At 69.0% G+C, this 20164-nt stretch carries 17 protein-coding genes and 4 pseudogenes; 13 read left to right on the top strand and 8 right to left on the bottom strand.

Going from position 1 to position 20164, the window contains the following annotated elements; all coding sequences use genetic code 11:
- Positions 1 to 92 precede the first annotated feature (92 nt).
- From ABZ396_RS40505 to ABZ396_RS40475, 7 genes and pseudogenes are all read right to left on the bottom strand, one after another.
- Positions 93 to 193 (bottom strand): annotated as a pseudogene (locus tag ABZ396_RS40505) (IS481 family transposase); the annotation flags it as partial.
- Between the two features lie 20 nt (positions 194 to 213).
- The gene (locus ABZ396_RS40500) at positions 214 to 501 is read right to left on the bottom strand and encodes a hypothetical protein (RefSeq protein WP_358926623.1); all 288 of its coding nucleotides are present in this window, start codon (positions 499 to 501) and stop codon (positions 214 to 216) included.
- A gap of 246 nt (positions 502 to 747) precedes the next feature.
- Complete coding sequence (gene cynS / locus ABZ396_RS40495) at positions 748 to 1191, bottom strand: cyanase (RefSeq protein WP_358926624.1); 444 nt, start codon at positions 1189 to 1191, stop codon at positions 748 to 750.
- 247 nt (positions 1192 to 1438) lie between these two features.
- Positions 1439 to 1747: a putative quinol monooxygenase gene (locus tag ABZ396_RS40490; protein ID WP_359187168.1), complete on the bottom strand. Its 309-nt coding sequence runs from the start codon at positions 1745 to 1747 to the stop codon at positions 1439 to 1441.
- 318 nt (positions 1748 to 2065) lie between these two features.
- Positions 2066 to 4456 carry a hypothetical protein gene (locus ABZ396_RS40485; RefSeq protein ID WP_358926626.1) on the bottom strand — a complete coding sequence of 797 codons (2391 nt, stop codon included), beginning with the start codon at positions 4454 to 4456 and terminating at the stop codon, positions 2066 to 2068.
- Positions 4457 to 4644: 188 nt separating this feature from the next.
- A pseudogene (locus ABZ396_RS40480) lies at positions 4645 to 4951 on the bottom strand (transposase); the annotation flags it as partial.
- A 176-nt stretch (positions 4952 to 5127) separates the two neighbouring features.
- A pseudogene (locus tag ABZ396_RS40475) lies at positions 5128 to 6372 on the bottom strand (IS110 family transposase).
- A 312-nt stretch (positions 6373 to 6684) separates the two neighbouring features.
- On the opposite strand from ABZ396_RS40475, the pseudogene ABZ396_RS40470 reads away from it, so the two are divergent.
- The 13 genes and pseudogenes from ABZ396_RS40470 to ABZ396_RS40410 all read left to right on the top strand — a co-directional run.
- Positions 6685 to 7132, top strand: a pseudogene (locus tag ABZ396_RS40470) (IS110 family transposase); the annotation flags it as partial.
- Positions 7133 to 8414: 1282 nt separating this feature from the next.
- Positions 8415 to 8936, top strand: coding sequence for a hypothetical protein (locus ABZ396_RS40465; RefSeq protein WP_358926627.1), 522 nt, complete (start codon positions 8415 to 8417; stop codon positions 8934 to 8936).
- Positions 8933 to 9841, top strand: coding sequence for an ABC transporter substrate-binding protein (locus ABZ396_RS40460; RefSeq protein WP_358926628.1), 909 nt, complete (start codon positions 8933 to 8935; stop codon positions 9839 to 9841). Before ABZ396_RS40465 ends, ABZ396_RS40460 begins: the two co-directional genes overlap by 4 nt.
- Positions 9838 to 10902 carry an ABC transporter substrate-binding protein gene (locus ABZ396_RS40455; RefSeq protein WP_358926629.1) on the top strand — a complete coding sequence of 355 codons (1065 nt, stop codon included), beginning with the start codon at positions 9838 to 9840 and terminating at the stop codon, positions 10900 to 10902. The genes ABZ396_RS40460 and ABZ396_RS40455 overlap by 4 nt, the downstream gene beginning before the upstream one ends.
- A complete protein-coding gene (locus tag ABZ396_RS40450) occupies positions 10899 to 11795 on the top strand; it encodes an ABC transporter permease (RefSeq protein ID WP_358926630.1) in 897 nt (298 codons plus the stop codon). The genes ABZ396_RS40455 and ABZ396_RS40450 overlap by 4 nt, the downstream gene beginning before the upstream one ends.
- Positions 11795 to 12616, top strand: a complete 822-nt coding sequence (locus ABZ396_RS40445; RefSeq protein ID WP_358926631.1) for an ABC transporter ATP-binding protein — start codon at positions 11795 to 11797, stop codon at positions 12614 to 12616. The genes ABZ396_RS40450 and ABZ396_RS40445 overlap by 1 nt, the downstream gene beginning before the upstream one ends.
- Positions 12613 to 13503: a carbon-nitrogen hydrolase family protein gene (locus ABZ396_RS40440; RefSeq protein WP_358926632.1), complete on the top strand. Its 891-nt coding sequence runs from the start codon at positions 12613 to 12615 to the stop codon at positions 13501 to 13503. The genes ABZ396_RS40445 and ABZ396_RS40440 overlap by 4 nt, the downstream gene beginning before the upstream one ends.
- The gene (locus tag ABZ396_RS40435; RefSeq protein ID WP_358926633.1) at positions 13500 to 15023 is read left to right on the top strand and encodes an amidohydrolase; all 1524 of its coding nucleotides are present in this window, start codon (positions 13500 to 13502) and stop codon (positions 15021 to 15023) included. The genes ABZ396_RS40440 and ABZ396_RS40435 overlap by 4 nt, the downstream gene beginning before the upstream one ends.
- The gene (hydA, locus tag ABZ396_RS40430; RefSeq protein ID WP_358926634.1) at positions 15020 to 16402 is read left to right on the top strand and encodes a dihydropyrimidinase; all 1383 of its coding nucleotides are present in this window, start codon (positions 15020 to 15022) and stop codon (positions 16400 to 16402) included. Before ABZ396_RS40435 ends, hydA begins: the two co-directional genes overlap by 4 nt.
- Positions 16399 to 17127: a GntR family transcriptional regulator gene (locus ABZ396_RS40425; RefSeq protein ID WP_358926635.1), complete on the top strand. Its 729-nt coding sequence runs from the start codon at positions 16399 to 16401 to the stop codon at positions 17125 to 17127. The genes hydA and ABZ396_RS40425 overlap by 4 nt, the downstream gene beginning before the upstream one ends.
- A gap of 66 nt (positions 17128 to 17193) precedes the next feature.
- Positions 17194 to 17601 (top strand): gamma-glutamylcyclotransferase, encoded by a 408-nt coding sequence (locus ABZ396_RS40420; protein WP_358926638.1) that lies wholly within the window; start codon positions 17194 to 17196, stop codon positions 17599 to 17601.
- The gene (locus ABZ396_RS40415; RefSeq protein WP_358926636.1) at positions 17582 to 18868 is read left to right on the top strand and encodes a Zn-dependent hydrolase; all 1287 of its coding nucleotides are present in this window, start codon (positions 17582 to 17584) and stop codon (positions 18866 to 18868) included. The genes ABZ396_RS40420 and ABZ396_RS40415 overlap by 20 nt, the downstream gene beginning before the upstream one ends.
- A gap of 492 nt (positions 18869 to 19360) precedes the next feature.
- A complete protein-coding gene (locus ABZ396_RS40410) occupies positions 19361 to 19570 on the top strand; it encodes a transposase family protein (protein WP_359187156.1) in 210 nt (69 codons plus the stop codon).
- A gap of 198 nt (positions 19571 to 19768) precedes the next feature.
- Here ABZ396_RS40410 and ABZ396_RS40405 read toward each other — a convergent pair.
- Positions 19769 to 20164, bottom strand: a 396-nt coding sequence (locus ABZ396_RS40405) for a response regulator transcription factor (RefSeq protein WP_358926637.1), incomplete at its 5' end; no start/stop codon positions are given.

The following is a 20164-nucleotide window of genomic DNA, read 5'->3' as shown; positions in this document are numbered from 1 at the left end:
CGCCGCGATCTGGCACAACAACGCAACCAACGCACCGATCACCCGGTCACTGATCGCCTACGACCACTGACCGGACATCGGACTTACTCGTCTAGTTCGCCGGGGCGGGCGCGTTCGTAGGACGGACGGGTTCGCCGGTGGCCCGGTCGGTGGACGCCAGGGCGGGCAGGGCATACCGGATGAGGATGCGGTGGTTCTCCAGCCCTGGCGCGATCACCCGACCGAGGTCGGATGGACGCGGGAGCTGACGTGGCCCGCGGGGAGCCGCTGCTGGAGGGACGGGAGCCGCTGGCGTGGTCTGTGAGGCCTTGGCCGAGCAGTGCTGCCGGGCCGACAGAGCTCCTCGAGGTAGAGGGTGTGCCGCAGTAGTCCGCGGCGGATTTCGATCGTGCCGCGGGCGAGGTCCAGGTCGGTGGTCAGGATCGTGCGGATGTCATGGCCGGGCACGGCGTGGACGGCGGCCAGGGTGATGGCGAGGGCCCGAGGTGCCTGGGCGGCCACTTGCTCCTGCCCACCGGCAGCCGTCCTTTGCGGGCGCCACCCCCCAGGAGCCGCAGCTGCTCATACGTGAGCGGGCGGGCGAGGCGGGCTCCGCGGCGGGTGGACGACAACTGCCGGTCCCGGAAGGCATGGGACTCGCCGTCCGCCAGCGCCTGCGCGGGACCCGCAAGTGGCGGCATCTCAAGCGGCAAGGGCAGGGCCGATGCGTGGCAGCGGCCCACGGGCCGTGTTGCCCGTCGGCAGGCGTCACCACTGATAGGGGAGGTACTTCCCGTCGAGGGTGATGACGACACGGTCTCCGTCGGGATCCGGGACCCGTTCGACGTCGAGCCGGAAGTTGATGGCGCTCATGATCCCGTCACCGCAGTGTTCGTGGATCAGCTCTTTGATGGTCGGACCGTAGACCTGGATGACCTCATACAGGCGGTAGATCGTCGGATCGACGGGGACGGCCGACTCGAGAGCTCCGCGAGTGGGCTGAAGTTGGAAAGCGACAGCTGCGTCCTCACCGAGTTCGAGGAGGGAGGCGGCTTTCTCGGCTTCCTCCTTGCTCATCGGATGCTGTCCCAGCAGCGCGGCCGTGGTCCACGCGGGCGGCCTGCCGACCGCTTCGGCGAGCTGGGCCCAGGTCACCCCGGTGCGCACCTTGGCGTTCCGGACGGCTTCGGCTGCCTCTCGTTTCGTGAGCATGGTGTCCTTTCCATAGGGCGCCTTCGGAGGAAGTCAGTGGTTGGCTCCGGAAGGCTGGAGGATTGACGATATAGCCGGGGGTGGCGGAGGGCTTCCTGGTTGATCAGTGTCCTACCCATCGTGCGTGGACGCCCCCTCCTGCCGGGCGGGAGCGACAGCTTTCAGGACGGCGGGGTGGGCGCCGGTCCGTTCGCAGACGGACGCGACGGAGGACGTTGTCCGACGTCCGCGCATCTCAGCAGGTGTGTCAGGACGGCAGGGCCAGCGGAAGGACGTCACGAGTCTGTGCCACGGTGAGGGGCTCGGCGAGGAACTCGTTCGACGCTTTCGCCCATCGGGCGTAGTGAGCGGTCTCGCCGTGCGCGGCCACCGCCTGTTCGTCGCGGTAGACCTCGACGAGGTGGTACGTGTCCGGGTCGGTGGTGCTTTGAAAGGCCTCGAAACGCAGGCACCCGGGCTCGTCCCGAACCGAGCAGGTGGCGTCTTCCTCTACGGCTGTCAGGAACTGCGGTCGCTGGTCCGGCTTGACTTTGAGAGTCACCAAGACAACGTGCATGTCGTCCCCTTTCGGCTGATTGTGCTGATGTAGTGATCGTGCCGACGGCCGCCGACATGGGCAAGGTGAGTTCTGTCGCACCCCAGCGCCTCGAGCTCCGGGGCCGCTGCGCGCAGCGACCCGCATTGGGATGGGATGCAGGTCCTGGGCTTCGTCGTCGACGACGTGACGGTGGCGTGGCCCTTCTGTCTCCAGGCGGTCCCTGGCTTCCGCACCGCGCCCGTCCGCGCGAGGCCGGGCACGGTGCCGCGGCGGCCCTGGTCGGTGCACTGTATGCGGTGGGATCAGGTCACCGAAGTGATCAGGTCACCGATGGGATCAGGTGGCCGTGTCGTCGTCGTGCACCGTGATGTGGGCGAAGTCCTGGCCCACGACGGCGTTGACCGGAGCAGAGACGAAGGCCTTGTACACGGTGTCCGTTGCCGGCTCCGCCGTGGTGTTGCCGAGCAGCGGCATGTCGACCGTGACCGAGGTCTGCCCTGTGCGGATCACCACGCGCTGCGCCTGGGTCGGGATTTGGGAACCCGTTCCGGCCAGGGACTGCACATAGGCGGTCACCGGCTTGGTGCTCCTCGCCGACAGGGACAGGGTCACCGGGGCTACACCCTGCCCGTCGCCCTCGGCGACCGTGCTGCCGGAGACGGAGACCTGCGGCAGTTCGCTCGGGCCGCCGTGGCCGACCGAGCTGGACGCGAAGGACACGTCCGAGAGAAACGCTCCACCGGACGTGCTCGGCGTGGTGAGCACGACCTGGCGGATGTCGTGCAGGTTTACGCCCTTCATCTGGGACACCGGCCAGCGCACTGTCCGCAGCCAGGTCTTCGGCAGCAGGGTGGTGTTCGTCCCTGGGAGTGTGTCCAGCGCGTCGCTCAGTCTGGAGACCTGGACCGAGGAGCTGCGCCCGGCCCCGTCGACCACTGTGGTCGTCAGGTCGGTATCACCGCTCAGGTCGTCGGTCGCGGCGCGGAAGGTGAGTGCGTCGTAGCGACTGACGTCGCGCTGACCGGCCGGGACACCGATCTTCACGGCGCCGGGGTCGGTCGTTCCGGTCGGCTCGGTCCAAGCCATGTGCAGCAGCGGAGTCGCGGGCACGTTGCCCGCGTAGTTGGCGGGCGTCCAGGACGGGAACCGGGAGGTGTACGTCGAGTTCGTGCAGCCCGGCAGTCCGCTGATCGGGGTGCGGGTGCCGACGCTCGCGCAGTACTGGCCGCCGGCCGAGCCAGAGAAGCTGACATTCGAGGAGGGGCCGGTCAGCGGGGCGATGTCCAAGCGGTCGCTGTTCGAGGTCTGCGTCTCGGTGTAGATCGTTGCGGTTCCGACGCTGGTGCTCTTGCCCTCGGTGCCGTCGAACAGCGGCTTGAACTCGTTGTGGCCGCCGATGACGAGCTGGAAGAAGCCGGAGATCAGCGCGACGCCGGTCTGGTACTGCTGGTCGTGGGTCAGCCGGATTGAGGTCGCCGAATTCGTACCACAGGTCGGGTCGTCCTGGTTCGACCAGTCGTCGGAGGACGGGGCGACCGAGACCCCGGGCGTCCACTCGGTGTTGAAGAAGTTGTGGTCGGCGCCCATGACGAGCAGCGACGAGCGCATGACGTGGTCGCCGGGGGCGGAGTAGCGCGTGTCATCGAAGAAGTGCTGGCCCTGCAGGTTGGAGACGTCGCCGTCACAGTAGGGGAGCACCACAATCATCGGCACGTCCGGCAGCGTTTCGCGGCCGAAGTCGATCGGCGCCAGGGGGAGTACCGCCTTGATGCCGTACGGGTGCGAGAGGGCGGAGTTGAGCAGGGCGGCCTTGACGACGCCCTCACCCCCGCGCGAGTGGCCCATGAGGCCGACCTCGTTGAGGTTGATCTTGCCCTTGAGCAACCGGCTCATTCCCGGAGCATCACCCTTGTCGGCCTTGGCGAGCAGGTTCAGGTGGTCGAGGACCAACTGGCCGCGGGCCAGCGTGCCGGCGTCGTCGCTGTACGGGTTGTCCTGCGCGTTGATGCCGTCGGCGCTGATCGACACGACGACGTAGCCCTGGGAAGCCAGCACCTTGGCGGACTGGTCGTAGCCGCGGTAGCTCGGGATCGGCTGGTAGCCGGACAGGCAGGGCCAGTTGGTGTTGTCCGTGGTCTTCGTGTCCGGGTTGTAGCAGGCAGAGTGGCGGCCGTGCAGGAGGAGCACGAGTGGCCGTGGGCCCGGAGCGGAGGGGACCCACGCGGCGGCGCGCAGTTCGGCGTACCGTCCGCTCAGGCCGCTCAGCGTCACTGCCTTGTCGCCGAAGTCGTAGTCGGACCGGGTGACGTTGTAGGGCCCGGTGCTGGTTGCGGCGGCCGTGATCGCGTCGGGCGTCACCGGTGCAGTGGACTTGTGGGGGGCCGGGGTCTTCGGTCCGGCGGTCGAAGTGACCGGCGTGGTGTCGGGCTGGCCGTTCCAGGCCAGCTCGACCTTGTGCGGGTCTGCGGCCGCGGGGTCGGACGTGACGACCTTGAGGGTCAAGCCGTCCGGGGACTGCTTGGCCACCCCGACCGACTTCCCGTCGATGGCGAGTTCGGGCAGCGCGTCGACCGCCGGGAGCTGCTTCGCAAGGTGGAGCGTGACCTGGTAGCTGTGGCCGGTCTTCGTGACGGTCCAGGAACCGTCAGGGCCGGAGGACGTGGCCGCGGAAGCCGGGCCCGCTTGGAGGACGGGTGAGAACGCGGCAGCCGCGAGGGCCAGGATCACCCCTATCCGTCCGGATCTGCGCCGAACGGAGGACAATATGTGCATGAAAGGGTATCTCTCGTTCACTTGACGGCCCGTGGAAAGCGGTCGTCGGTTTGGCTGGCCGCAGCAAGATCGCATCGAGAGTGATCTGGTTGGGTGTCATTCCTGTTTCAGCGATGTCAATCCAGCTTCGCTTGGACGGTGTCCTATGTGGTTAGGCGGAGCAGTCGCTTGTAGGTAGATGGCTGCGGCGAGGCCGAGAAAGGCGAGGTAGTTGCGGGGGTGGCGTTCGTAGCGGAGGCTGAGTCGGCGGTAGCCGGACAGCCACGAGATCGTCCGCTCGATCACCCACCTTCGGCGGCCCAATCGTTCGCTGGACTCGATGCCTTTGCGGGCGATGCGCACGCCGATGCGCTTGCCGCGTAACCATTTCCGCAGGTGGGGGATGTCATACGCCTTGTCGGCGTGCAGGCGTTGAGGCTTGAAGTACCGGCCGCGGTGAGGGTCGTGTCTCCTTACGTTGGTCGTGGGTTGATTCCGGTCACTCGTAGGATCGGGAAGCCCAGGGATGCTGGGTGTGGCTGCGTGTCTCCAGCCTCATGGGTGGCTTCAAACGATTGGCCGCCCGGCATCCCGCGACGACTCGGCCACTGATACGAAAATCCACCGTCTGTGCTGGTCAGGGTCAGTCATGTGGCTCCCACGGGCTGGAGGTTGACCTGGTAGCCCAGGCGGTTGAGCTGGCTGACGAGGCGGCGGGTAGCGCGGGTCTTGCCTGTGCGTTCGAGGAAGTAGTCGCCGCCGAGGTCGGTGTACTCGATGTCGCGGGTGAACATGTGTCAGATCGAGATCAGGATGGAGTGCTGCAGGGCGACCAGTGCCCGGCGGCGGCCGCGGCGTCCCACCAGGCGCCGGTAGCGGGCGGCAAGGTAGGTGTCCTTGGTGCGGCAGGCGGAAATCGCGGCCTGGCCGAGTACGCCCTTGAGCCACGGGTCGCCGGGACGGGTGCGGCCCGACGGGCTCTTGCCCGCAGACTCGTAGTTGCCCGGACACACTCCCGCCCAGGAGGCGAGGTGGCCGGCTGAGGGGAAGCGGCTGATGTCCGCGCCGATCTCGGCGAGGATCACCTCGGCGGTGTGCGCGCTCACCCCCGGGATGGTGGCCAGCAGCTCGACCTGCCGCTGGAAGGGCCGGATGTGTTCTTCGATGCGGGCGTTGAGGCGCTGTTCCATGGCGGTGGCCTCGTCGATCCGATCCAGCATCGTCTGGGCCAGGAACGCATGGTGGTCGGTGAAGTAGCCGGTCAGCGCCTCGGTCAGGACCTCTGGCCGGGTCCGCAGGTTGGGCGCGGCTAGCGCGGCGAGCGTCTTCGGATCACGCTCTCCACCGATCAGCGCCTTAAGCATCCGGCGCCCGGAGACGCCGAGGAAGTCGGAGACCACCGAGGTCAGTTTGATCCCGCAGTCCTCCAGCAGGTTCTGCAGCCGCTGGGCCTCCCGGGCGCGCTCGCGCACCACGTCGGTGCGGTAGCGGGTCAGGTCCCGCAGTTGGCGGATCGGCTGCGGCGGCACGAACGATGGGCGGACCAAGCCGTGTTCGACCAGCTTGGCGATCCACTCCGAGTCCTTCACATCCGTCTTGCGGCCCGGCACCGCCTTCATGTGGCGGGCGTTGAGGAGCCAGCACTCCATGTCGTTCTCCAGCAGGTAGAACACCGGCTTCCAGTACGAGCCGGTGGCCTCCATCCCCACCACCGTGACGCCCTCGGCCAGCAGCCGGTCCCGCATCGCCAGCAGTCCCGACGTCATAGCCGGGAAAGTCCTCACCTCCCCGCGGCGCGTGGTCCCCTTCCCGTGTCCCGGGACCCGGATACGCACCTTCACGTCGGCCTTGCTGATGTCGATCCCGGCGCGGCGTTCATAGACCACGTCCACCGCCGGCTCCCTCCCTTCATGCCTGCAGGCCACGGCCGCCCGGCGGGGACCAGGAGGCGAAAGAGTCTGACACGCGTGCTCGAAGCAACACTTCCGAGCGCCTGGCGAGCGGGTCCCCGGCGTCCTGCTGATTGACGGGCTCGGACACGCCAAGTGGCCACGATGTCAGCCGGACAGCCGCACCCGATTTTCCCGCCCTCGGGGCGACGCCGACAGGCATCCGGCTTGCTCATTGGGATGCGCGACAGGATCGCTTGGTAAGGACAAGCTGGCGAGGTCGTCTGCTCGGACAAGTGCAGGAGCGACTCGGAGGTGGGGGTGCCCGAACTCTGGGCTGGCACGGACGCGGGCAACGCCGAGCATCACTGCGTGGTGCTCGACACCGAGGGCAGGCGGAAGCTGTCGCGGCGGGTGGCCAACGACGAGACCGCACTGCTCAAGCTGATCGCCGATGTCATCGCGCTCAGCGAAGGCAAGCCCGTGACCTGGGCGATCGACCTCAACGCCGGCGGCGCCGCCCTGATGATCGCGCTGCTGACCGACAACCAACAGCAGGTCCTCTATATCCCCGGCCGCACCGTCCACCATGCCTCCGGTTCTTATCGGGAAGACGGACGCGAAAGATGCCTTCGTCATCGCCGACCAGGCGCGTATGCGCGACGACCTTCAGCCAATGCATCGCGGTGACGAGATTGCCGTCGACCTGCGAATTCTCACCTCGCGCCGCTTGGATTTGGCCGCGGACCGCAGCCGGGCGATCAACAGGATGCGGGCCCAGATGCTGGAAGACTGACCCACACATCAAGCAGCAGAGCCCCAAAAGTCACACATGGTCTCTGAACAGGCACTTCGCAGCTTGAGGTGATCACGGCAGGCTCGGGTTGCATGGCGTTGCGCGTGCGCTACCTGGTCTTCCTTCGGCTTCTCGGACTGCTCCTGCTGTTGTGCGCCTGCGGCGGCGGAGCGCCCGCCGCCGCTGCGCGGCGACCCGGAGCGACGCCGGCGATCCGCGCGGAGTTAAGCACTCCGCGCTCAAGGGGTTCACCGCTTCGCGGTGAACGACGCCGCTACGCGGCGAAGCCGGCAAGGAGGGGACGGGGCCGGGATGATTGGTGGAGCGTCAGGCGCCATGTGGGGGAGGGGGTTCAAGGGGGCTCCTCGAGCGCGTTGACATGAAATCAGGCGGATTGCCGCCCCGATATCAGGCGAATCGCCCGAATGAAAGATCCTTCTGCTTTCCACGGCGCCCTGGCCGGCGTGCCCGACGGCGTAGCGGCGGATCCGCTCGCACGCGTATCGCAAACCGTTGACGTGCCCCGCCCCGTCCTTCGCCCCACGCACTGCGCCGGACACGGCGATGCGGCCAGCTCGTCGGCGGCCAGCCAGTCGTCGGGGTCGCTGGAGACGCGGTCGGCGGCGTTGCACTGGTGCGTGCGTAGTGCTCGGCCTGCTCGGCCCACTCTTCGCCGCTCATGTCGGTGACGGTGTGGCGCTCCATGACGGAGTTCCCTTCGGTCGGTTCAGGTGGGGGCGGGGTGGTGGGGCCGCTGCCCGGCCGGGTGGCAGCGACCCCACCGGCGGCCGGGTCGGTGATGGTGACCCCGCCGCGGGTGCGGGACACAACGCGGTCATACGTACGCTTCGGGCCGTCGAACCCGGCGCCCCGGCCCTCAAGCGTGAGCGTCTTGGCATTGGCCCACTTGGCCCGGTAGACGCTGGTAGCCGAGGCCGTCCTCAAGCTCCGCGCGGTGATCAGAAACGGCGGCTTCGAGGCGTACTGGGAGTACCACGTGCGGCGAGAGCACCTGCGGGTGCATGCGGTCTGGTACCGCGACGCCTTCGAACTCGCGGCGTGATCACGGTCCCTCAAACCGAACCACCCAAGGACTTACCGGCCTTCCGGAACACGAAACTCCTGCTGATCATCGTTCCTCAAACCAAGCCGCACCCTTTTGAAATTAACCGGAACCAGTTGCTCTGGTTAACAGCGTCGCAACGATCTGCCTTTGTAGTTCTCCAACATGGGATGTACACAGGACACAATGCAGCGAGCCGGGGAGTTCACGGCCCTGACCTGGGACGGTGTGGCTCCCGATGCCGCCCTTGGTGCGCTCCCACCGCGGTGCGGTCTTCGCCTGCACATCGCGGCCGGTCAGCAACAGCCTTGCTGTGGCGCCGCGGTCGACCTGGTCGCCGTGGAGCCGGGCGAATGCGCGCTGCCGTTCGCCGTGCGCTCGGCTGTGCGGCACCTGGCGCCCGGCCACGCCATCGCCGCGAGCGGCCTGGACGAGCTGGCCGACGGCTGGATTGCCATGCCGGGGGTGGACATCCGCATCGCCGGGCATGCCGACCTGGGCGACAGCGTGATAGCGATCACCCTGGCCGATGCCGCCGCGCTGTTGCAGGCCAAGGGGGGTCGGCAGTTGCACGTGCGGACCGTCGTTGTCCTTGATGGCACGCCCGCTCCGGTTCCGGCTGGCTGGCACGTCGTGGCCGAGCAGGTCGCGTCGGTGCCCCTGGCGCCCGAGCCCGTCGCCGCGCACCTGGCCGGGTGCGCGGCATGAGCGCCGACCGCCTAGTCCTCACCCACGGCTGCTCGCTATCGAACCTTCCGCTGTTCGTGGCCGTCGGCGAGGGCCTGTTCGCGGACGAGGGGCTGCAGGTGGACGCGCCGTACTTCAACGACATCACCTCCACCGCCGAACTGCTGGCCACCGGTGTGGCCGACCTGGGCACTGCGGCATTCACCCAGCCCCTCATCGACGCCGTCCGCGACGACCCGCCGGTGCTCGTGGCCGGCAGCGGCCTGATGGGCATCGCCGTGCTGAGCCGGCCGGAGTTCACCGACGCCGCTTCCCTCGCTGGGCGTCCGGTCGGTACCTTCCGCGCCGACCCGATGGAGGTCCTGCTGCACGATGTGCTGGCGGCGGCCGGACTGCGCACGACCGATGTGGACCTGCGCTACTTCGACGTGCTCGACGAGGCGATCGAGGCGTGGCACGGCGGTGAGCTGGCCGCGCTGAGCCTGGCCGAACCGTTTGCCAACCGGCTGCGTGCCGAGGGCGCCCACACCCTTTCGCTGGGCACCGAGTTGTGGGGAGACCCCTTCCCCGACACCGTTCTGGTCGCCTCGGCGAAGTTCCTGCGCGAACGCCCCGAACAGGTACGGGCGGCCATCCGCGCCATGATCCGCGCCGAAGCGGTCATCCGCGCCGATCCGCGGGCCGCGCTGCGGCACGCCCTCGAGTTCTACCCGGGATTCGACGTCGACGAGCTCGCCGACGCCCTCACGCTGCAACCGTCCAGGGTGGACATCCGGGAGTTGAAGCCAAACGTGTTCGGCCGGTGGGACAGCCTGCGCTCCCTCGGCCTCGTGCCCGCAGACGCGGACCTTCCCCGCGACGCCGTCTCGCTCGGACTGCTCCAGCAGGAGCTCTCCCCCAACTCCGTACAGAAGGACCGCCGATGACCGAGAATGCCTTCCGTCCCCGACCGATGGACCGCAGAAAGTTCCTGCGCCGCACCGCCAGGGCCGGGGCCGCCACGGCCCTGCCGGCATGGCTGCTGAGCGCCTGCGCCTCGCCGAGCACCAGCACGTCGGCGGCGGCCTCCTCGAGCGTGCTCAAGGCCACGCACGGCACCGGCTTCTGCAACATGGGGCTCTTCCTGGTCAAGGAGCGCAACCTCGCGAAGGCCGACGGAACGAGCCTGAACTTCGTGGTCACCCCGACCAACGCGGACATCGTCACGCTGTTCGGCGCCGGCCAGGTCGACGTATCGGTGCTCCCCTACACCCAGTTCATGACGCTGCGCGACGCCGGTGCCCCGGTGACCATCGTGGCGGGCGCCGGTGTCCAGGGCTGCGTGATCGCCGCGCAGCGGGGCATCACCAGCGCCGCCGACCTGCAGGGCAAGACGCTGGGCACGTTCCAGGCCGACACCCTGGAAATGCTGCCGTACGACTACCTCAAGAAGGCCGGACTGTCCTTCAGCGACGTCAAGGTCCGCTATTTCGGCACCTCCCCCGAGCTTGCGCAGGCGTTCATCAGCGGCTCGATCGACGCCATGTGCCACATCGAGCCGTACGCCACCCAGGCCCTGAAGGCACGCCCCGGCTCGGTGAAGCTCTCCGACGGCACGGACGTGTACGGCACCGGCTACACCGACTGCGTGCTGGCCGTGCGCAACGACCTGCTCACCAAGAACCCCAAGGCGGTCAAGGCCCTGATCAAGGCCATGTTCGTCGCCCAGCAGCAGAGCGAGAAGGACCGGGCGAGCGCGGTCCAGGCCACCACCGGCACGTACTTCAAGACCAGTGTCGCCGACGCGATGGACGCCTCCCGCAAGCAGCCCAACGTCGTGGACCAGCGTACGAAGGCGCAGTTCATGCTGGACCGCGCGGCGGGGATGATGGACCTGGGATACCTGAAGAAGCTGCCCGACCAGAGCATGTTCGACTGGACCCTGCTGAACCAGGTGGTCAAGGAGAACCAGAGCCTGTACAACTCCCTGCAGCGGAGGCAGGCATGACCGAGACCACCGAGATGGTGTCCGGGACCGTGCCAGCGCGAGCACGCACACCGCAGCGTCGCACACTCGCGCCGCGACTGCGCCGGATCGCGGCGGCAGCCGCGTGGTGGGTTGCCTCCGTCGCGCTGTTCACCGGGCTGTGGGAACTGGCCTGGGCAATGGGCTGGGCGCCGCAGCTGCTGCTGCCGCCGCCGCACATCTTCCTGACGAACTTCGTGCAGCAGGCCCAGTACTTCGACACGGCCAAGATCGGCCAGGCCCAGGCGGCACCGCTGGTCGCGGTGCTCACCACGATCCTGGCCACCGTGCTGCGGGTGCTTGCCGGGCTGGCCATGGGCTTCGTGGTCAGCCTGGTGACCGGCGTCCTGATCACGCAGTCCCGGGTGGTGCGCGGGCTGGTGCTGCCCACGCTGACACTGCTCGCCCCGATCTCGCCGGTCGCCTGGCTGCCTGTCTCGATCTTCCTGTTCGGCATCGGCAACGGGCCCGCGGTGTTCATGGTGTTCGTCGGCGTGTACTTCGTGATGACCCTGGCCACCGTCAGCCAGATCAACGCGGTCAGCGGCACCTATCTCGACGTCGCGCGCACCATGGGCGCCAACCGCAGGCAGATGCTGCGCCAGGTCGTACTGCCCTCGATCCTGCCCGGACTGCTGCAGACCCTCCGGATGAACCTGTTCGCCGCGTGGATGGTGGTGCTGCTCGCCGAGGCGGTCGGCGTCGGCAGCGGCCTGGGCCAGGTGATCATGTTGGCCCGCAACACCTTCAACGCCAGCCTGGTGTTCTTCGCCATGACCCTGATCGGGCTCACCGGCTACCTGCTGGACCTGATGTTCCGCGCGCTGCAGGGGCGGCTGCTGTGGTGGCAGTCGGCATCGAAGGGAGCGGTCTGATGACCGAGTCGATGGCTGGTACGACGACGACCACCGGCGCGCTGCGCTGCCGCGGCGTGACCAAGGTCTGGGGTGAGGGCACTGCGAAGGAACTCGTCGCGGTGCAGTCGGTGGACCTGGACGTGCGGCCCGGCGAGTTCGTGGTGATGCTCGGGCCGAGTGGCTGCGGCAAGAGCACGCTGCTGTCCATGGTGGCCGGCCTGGAGACCCCGACCGCGGGCGTCATCGAGGCCGACGGTGTGCCGGTCACAGGCCCGGGACCGGATCGCTGCATGATCTTCCAGCAGTCCTCGCTGTATCCGTGGCTCTCGGTGGCCGACAACGTCAGCTTCGGCCTGCGGCTGCGCGGCGTGTCCAAGGCCGAACGCCGCGAGGTCGCCCAGAGGTTGCTGCGCACCATGGGGCTTGGCGAGTTCCTGGACAAGCACCCGGACGAGCTGTCCGGCGGTATGCGCCAGCGCGCGGCGATCGCGCGGGCACTGGCCATGCAGCCGCGGGTGCTGCTGATGGACGAGCCGTTCGCCGCCCTGGATGTGCAGACCCGCGCCAAGCTGCAGGACTACATCGCCCAGGTGCGCGACGAGAGCGGGGCCTCGGTGCTGTTCGTGACGCACAGCATCGACGAGGCGGTGGCGCTGGCGGACCGGATCGTGGTGTTCACCGCGCAGCCCGGCCGGTTCAAGGCCATCATCGACGTCGAGCTGGAGCGGCCGCGTGATCCGCGCTCGCCGGGCTACCACGCACTGCACGACCAGCTGGTCGACCTGCTGGCCGACGAGGTGGACCGGGCGTTCGCCCAGCAGGAAAGCTCCGCCCGATGAGCGTGACCACCGTCGCGGCGGTGCAGCTACCCGCCTGCGGGGACGACCGCGGCGCCAACCTGGCCGCCATCCGGGCCGCGCTCCGCGAGGCCGCGGAAGCCGGCGCCGGCCTGGCCGTACTGCCGGAACTGGCCAACACGCCGTACTTCTGCGCCGAACCGGCCGGGGCGTACCGCGCCTGGGCCGAGCCGGTGCCGGGCCCGCTGACCGACACCATCGCCGCGCTCGCGGCGGAGCTGGAACTCACGGTCGTCCTCCCGCTGTTCGAACGCGACACCGCGGCCGGCACGTACCACAACTCCGCCGCGGTGCTCCGCGCCGGAGAGATCATCCCCAGCGTGGACCGGGCCGGGCGCCCGCACGGGGTGGCCCGCAAACTGCACCTGCCCGTCGGGGACGACCCCGCCCCCGGCTTCGACGAGCCCGCCCACTTCACCGCCGGCGACTGGCTCGGCGTGCACCGGCTGGACGCACTGCGGCTCGGCACGCTGATCTGCTACGACCGCCGGTTCCCCGAGTGCTGGCGGGAACTGCGTTCGCTCTGCGCCGATCTGGTGGCCGTCCCGGTGGCCGGCAGCGGCGGCGACAGCGCCGAGTTCTTCCTCGGCGAACTGCGCACCCACGCCCGCGAGAACGGAGTGTTCGCGGTGGCGGCCAACAAGGTCGGCACCGAACGGGTCGGCGGGCACGCCATCGACAACTTCGGCGAGTCCTGCGTGGTCGGCCCGGACGGCGAGTTGCTCGCCCACCGGCCCCGCCACGAGGGACCCGGCCTGGCGATCGCCGAGATCGACCTCGACGTCCTGGCCGCCACCCGGCGCACGCTGCGCTACTTCGAGCACCGCCGCACGGATCTGTTTCCCAGCGCTCCTTTGGAGGTCTCGTGACCACGCTGTTCCGCAACGCGTTGGTAGTCGCCATGGACGACGAGCACCGCAGCCGGCCCTTCCGCGCCGATGTCCTGGTGGTGGACGACCGGATCGACGCGGTCGGCACCGATCTGGCCGTACCGGCCGGGGCGACCGTCGTCGACGCCACCGACCGGCTGCTGATGCCCGGCCTGGTCAACGCCCACGTCCACTCGTGGGAGGCACTGTTCAAGGGCCGGTACGACAACCTGCCGCTGGAACTGTGGATGCTGCTGTCCTATCCGCTCCTCGGCCTCGAGCCGATGTCGGAGCGGCTGGTGTACCTGCGCACGCTTCTGGTGGGCATCGAGTCGCTGCGCGGCGGCGTCACCTGCCTGCTCGACGATGTCATCGAGATGCCGCGGCAGAGCATGGCGGCCCTCGACGCGGTCTTCCGCGGCTACGAGGACATCGGCATCCGGGCGAACTGCTCGGGCAACATCGTCAACCGGCCCTACATCGACAGCATCCCGTTCGCCGACGAGGTCCTGCCGACCGAACTGCTCGCCCAGGCGCGCGCAACGCAGCCGCGCAGCACCGCCGAGTACTTGGAATTCAGCAAGGAAGCACTGTCCCGCTACGACGGGCGCGCCGGGCGGCTGCGCTACGTCATCGCGCCCAGCGGCCCGCAGCGCTGCACCGACGACCTGTTCGTCGCCGCGAACGAACTGTCCGTGCAGCACGACACGACCTTCCACGTGCATGTGCTGGAGACCAAGACGCAGGCGGTCGCCGGCCGCGAGTTCTACGGCAGCACGCTGGTCGAGTACCTGGACCGGCTTGGGGTGCTCAGCGACCGGGCCACCCTGGCGCACGGGATCTGGCTCACCGACAGCGACATCGCGCGGCTGGGCGAGGTCGGAGCATCGGTGGCCCACAACCCGGTCTCCAACCTCAAGCTGGGCTCGGGCATCGCGCCCTGGCGTGCCCTGCTGGACGCCGGCGTCAACGTCGGCCTGGGCTCGGACGGGCTCTCCAGCAACGACTCAGCGCGCATGTTCGACGTGGTGAAGTCCGCCGCGCTGCTGCACAAGGTCACCCAGCCCGACTACCGGGCCTGGCCCACCGCCGACGAGGCACTGTGGGCGGCCACCCGCGGTGGCGCCCGCTCGGCCCGGCTGACGGACACCGTTGGCGCGATCGAAGCCGGGCGCAAGGCCGACTTCGTCCTGCTGGACCTGCGTTCGATCAACTTCACGCCACTCAACGACGTACCGTCGCACCTGGTGTACGTGGAGAACGGCGACTCGATCACCGAGGTGTGGGTCAACGGCCGGGCCGTCGTACGCGACGGCCGCTGCCTGCTGATCGACGAGGAGGCGGTGCTGGAGGAACTGCGCGGCCTGGCCGGCGAGTACCTGCAGCGCTATGCCAAGATCGAGGAACTCAACCAGGTGTTCGAGCCCTACTTCGCGGAGATCTACCGGCGGTGCTGCGCCGAGCCCATGGGGATCAACCGGTTCAGCGACGACGAGCGTGCGTGGGTGGGCGGCGTATGAGCCTGCTCATCAAGGGCGCGCGCGTGGTCACCGCCGCCGACGACTATCTGGCCGACGTCTACGTGGCCGACGACAAGGTCACCACCATCGGGGCCTCGCTTGACCTGCCCGCCGAACGGGTCATCGACGCCACCGGCTGCTACCTGCTGCCCGGCGGGGTGGACCCGCACACCCACCTGGCGTCCAACCTGGGCCCCACTACCACCGCCGACGACTACGAATCCGGCACCATCGCCGCAGCGTTCGGCGGCACGACCACGGTCGTCAATTTCACTCAGCAGCGGCGCGGGCAGCACCTGAAGGCGGCCATCGAGGATGGGCTGGCCGCCGCCGAGAACAAGGCGGTGATCGACTACGGCCAGCACATCGTGATCACCGAGCTGGAATCCGGTTCGCTCGGCCAGATCGACGAACTGGTCGCCGACGGAGTCACCAGCATCAAACTGTTCATGGCCTACCCCGGTGAGCTGATGGTCGACGACGCCACCATCTTCACCGTGCTCGAACGTGCCGGGACGCTGGGCGCGCTGTGCTGCGTGCATGCAGAGAACGGCCCAGTGATCGACGTACTGGTTCGGCGGGCCCTGGCCGCGGGGCACACCAACCCGTCCTGGCACGGCCGCACCCGGCCGGAGCTGGCCGAGGCCGAGGCCACCCACCGGGCCATCGCGCTGGCCGAAATGGCCGGCGCCCCCGTGTACTTCGTGCACCTGTCCTGCGGCGAGGCGCTGAGCGAGGTCACCGCCGCACGCGACCGGGGCAGGCCGGTGTTCGCCGAGACCTGCCCGCACTACCTGTTCCTGGATTCGAGCGTCTACGACGACGAAAGCTTCGACACCGCCAAGTACGTCCTGACCCCGCCGCTGCGCGATGCGCGCCACCACACCGAACTGTGGCGCGGCCTGCGCACCGACGACCTGCAGGTCGTCTCGACCGACCACTGCCCGTTCTGCCTCAACGGCCAAAAGACCCTGGGGAAGGACGACTTCTCCAAGATCCCCAACGGTGGACCGGGCATCGAACACCGGCTGCCGCTGCTGTACTCGGGCGGGGTCGCCGCCAACCAGATCACGCTGCGCAGGATGGTCGAGTTGTTCGCCACCAACCCGGCCCGCCTGTTCGGACTGTATCCCCGCAAGGGCACCATCGCCGTGGGCTCCGACGCCGACCTGGTGGTGTTCGATCCGGGCGGCACCACGCACATCAGTGTCGACACCCACCATATGAAAATGGATTACAGCCTGTACGAAGGCTGGCGGCTCACCGGTTCCGTACGCACAGTCATCTCGCGCGGCCGGCCGGTGGTCGACAACGGGCTGTTCATCGGCAGAGCCGGCTCCGGCCGGTATCTGCGCAGGGAGGCGAGCGGACAGCAATGACCGAATCGAAGCCGAAAGGTACAGCCGCGGGCACCGGCCTGCGGGCGGTCGGTCAGCTGCCGGCCGAGGCGCGCCACAGGACCTACGAGCACGTCTACCGGACCCTGCGCCGCGCACTGGTCACCGGTCAGATCCCCGAGGGCACCCACCTGGTGGAGACCGAGCTGGCCGCGCAGCTCGGAGTGAGCCGTACCCCGGTACGCGACGCGTTGCGCCGCCTGCAAAGCGACGGCTTCGCCGAACGGGGCCCTGCCGGCGGCCTGTGGTCGCGGGCGATCGACACCGACAGCATCCAGGACCTCTTCCTGGTACGCGAAGAGCTCGACAAGCTGGCCGCGCGGCTGGCCTGCGAACGGGCCAAGCCGGAGCAGTGGGAGGAACCGCGGGCGCTGATCGCGGCCATGGCAGAGGCGATCGCGGCGCACGGCCCCGCCTCCGACGCGTTCAGCCAGGCGCACCTGGCCTTCCACACATCCATCTACCGGATCGCGTTCGGCGCCCGGTTCGCGGGCCTGCTGGACAACCACATGCTGCAGTACCTGGAGATCGCAGCCGACCTCAGCTACCGCGCCCCGGCGCTCAACCGGCCCGCGGTCGAGCAGCATGAAGAGCTGCTCGCGGAACTGACCAGCGGTGACGTGACGCGGGCGGTCGCCGCCGCGCAGGCGCACGTGCGCCGCAGCGCCACCGACGCGCACGACGCCCGCACCGACTCCCTCACCTGAGCCCCTCACCTGCTCGGCCTGAAAGCCGGGTCACATCACGCTGAAAGGTTGCTTTCCGTGCCACACATGTTCTTGAACGGCACCGCCATGTCCGGACAGAAGGACCACGCCGCCATCGCCGGGGCCGTCCTCATCGGCGCGGCCCGCACCGCACCGGGCTACCGGTTCTTCGCGGTGCGCGACGAGTTCCCCGGCCTGCTTCCCGTCGAGTCCGGTGGCGCCTCGATCGACGGCGAGCTGTACGAGATGTCGCAGGAGCTGTTGTTCGACTCGCTGCTGCCCCAGGAGCCGAGCGAGCTCGAACTGGGCTCGATCCAGCTCGTGGACGGCTCGACGGTACGGGCCATGATCCTGCAGCCGGAGCGCATCGCCCCGCAGGACAAGGTCGTCGACATCGCCGACTTCGGCGGATGGCGGGCCTACCAGCGCCACCTCACCGCGAATGCCACGCTGCGTGACCTCCTCGGCATCTGACCTGCGGGTCGACGGTCCGCGGCTGCTCGCCCGCCTGGAGGAACTCGCCGCGATCGGCGCGGATCCCCGGGGCGGCGTGACGCGGCTCGCCTACTCGGCCCAGGACGTCCGCGCCCGGAAACTGGTCGCCGGGTGGATGGCCGAGGCGGGGCTTGCGACGCGCATCGACGCGGCAGGAAACCTGCTCGGCGGCGCTGCAGGCACCGCCGGCCTGCGTGGAGCGCTCGTGCTCGGCAGTCACCTGGACAGCGTCGTGCGGGGCGGCCGGCTGGACGGCCCGGCCGGGGTCCTCGCGGCGGTGCAGGCAGCCGCCGCGTTGCACCAGTCCGGGACCCGGCTGCGCCACGATCTCATCATCGCGGCATTCAGCAACGAGGAAGGCGCCAGGGGCACGCCCGGGATGGTGGGCTCCAAGGCGGTCGCAGGGTTGCTCGGCGAGGCGGACCTGGCCCGGCCGGACGAGGAGGGTGTGCCACTGGCGGAGCGGATCCGCGCCGTGGGAGGAGACCCGGACCGGATCGACCAGGCCGCGTGGGATCCCCGGGACCTCGCCGGTTTCCTGGAGCTGCACATCGAGCAGGGCCCGGTGCTGGAGGAGCGGGGCGCCCGCATCGGCGTCGTCACCGCGGTCACCGGCCAGGCGAAGGTGGCGGCGTTGATCACCGGAGCGGCGAACCACGCCGGTACCACGCCGATGGCGCGCCGCCGGGACGCCGCGGTGGCCGCGGCGCACTTGGTGCTCGCGGTGGAGGAACTGGCGGTCGGCGGCTGCCTGCGGACAGCCACCACCGGAGTCATGCGCACGGGTCCCGGCGTGGGCAACGTGATTCCCGGCGAGGCGGTACTCGGGATCGACCTGCGGGACACCGAAGAGGAACGGATCACCGCTGCCATCGCCCGACTCGGCGACCTGGCGGCGGGGATCGCGCGGCGGACCGGCACCACGATCGAACTGCGACCGGGCCCCGTGCAAGCGCCAGTCGCCACCGACACGTGGCTGTCCGGCTGCGTGGCGGAGGCCGCGCACCGGCGCGGCGCGCCCTGCTCACCGCTGCCCAGCGGTGCCGGCCACGATGCGCAGATCATGGCGCGGCTCGGTCCGGCTGCGATGGTCTTCGTTCCGAGCGTCGGCGGGGTGAGCCACGCCCCGGCGGAGGCCAGCAGGCCGGAAGACCTGGTGCTCGGTGCCGATGTGCTGCTGCACACGTTGCTCGCGGCAGACCGGGCCGACAGGGCGGACGGGGAGTTGGCCGCCGACGCACCGTGATGAGTGTAGGGTCGGGGACTGGCGCGGCCAGCAGCTCCTGCTCCATGCGTCCTTCCCGGCTATGCCGCCGACGCAACCGCGCCGGGCCCAACCCCCACACCACCCAGGGACTTACCGGACCACCGGAACGCGAAACCCCCGCTGATCACCGTCCCTCAAACAGAGCCGCACCCATAGAGGATAGGTGTAGGGGCACCCCAGAAGCGCGACCGATTCCGATGCCTGGTTGGCACCTAACGAGCTCGTGCATGGTTGGCGGTGGCACGCTGCGACCTTGATCGTCGATCATGGTCTGCGTGGTGGGGAACCGGACGCGTGCAGCGGTCATTCGCAGTCAGCAGATCACCGGGCTGAGTCCTGAGGTGATCGCCGAACTCGTGGCGGAGATCGGCCCGTTGTGGCACACGGCACCAGGCGGCACTCGCCTCGCGTCCACGCCGGCGAGCTGTCGGCGCCGGTGCCAAGTACAAGCTCGTCTTCGTCGACCGGCTCTTGGCCACGTTGGTCCACCTCCGTCATGGCGCCACCCACGACGTGCTGGCCTGCTGGTTTGGAGTGGACTGTTCAGCGACAGCACCGACACGTCCGCGATGGACGGCAACAGCAGGCCCTCCAGGGGAGGCGACGTCTCTTCCACGACGCCGCACTGTCGACCACACCAAGATCGCTCTGGTCATTTTCAGGCAACTTTCCGAAGCCTGATCGGAGCAGCAGACGTCACTCAGCGTGCGCGCGTCACGGAAAGCGAGCCAGAACCCGAGTAGCGACAGCGGATGTTCAGTTCCTTCGGGAGGCACTCGAACTCCACCGTGTTCGATGTTCACGAGAAACGACAGCACCCGACCAGGACGAAGACGTTGAGCACTCCCTTGCCCACCACGACGCGTGCGTGACGCACGGTCAAGAGTTGCGTGGGGCCACCAGGCCGGACTCGTAGGCGAAGACCACGAGTTGGGCCCGGTCACGGGCCTGGAGCTTGGTCATGGCCCGGTTGATGTGGGTTTTCGCGGTCAGCGGGCTGATCACCATGCGGTCGGCGATCTCGTCGTTGGACAGACCCCGCGCGGCCAGGACAACAGCCTCGCGTTCGCGGCTGGTGAGCTCCTCCAGCCCCGTGTCGGTGTCGGCGGGGAGCGGCTGGGTGACGTACCGGTTGATCAGCTTGCGGGTGATCGAGGGTGCGAGCAGGGCGTCGCCGCGAGCGGCGACGCGTACGGCGTGCAGGAAGTCCTCCGGCACGACGTCCTTGACCAGGAATCCGGCAGCGCCGGCGCGCAGGGCGTCGAAGACGTACTC

The sequence above is a fragment of the Streptomyces sp. NPDC005866 genome (assembly GCF_040629895.1).
GTDB lineage: Bacteria > Actinomycetota > Actinomycetes > Streptomycetales > Streptomycetaceae > Streptomyces.
The sequence above is the reverse complement of the archived record's forward strand: the minus strand, read 5'-3'. Positions and strand labels throughout refer to the sequence as shown.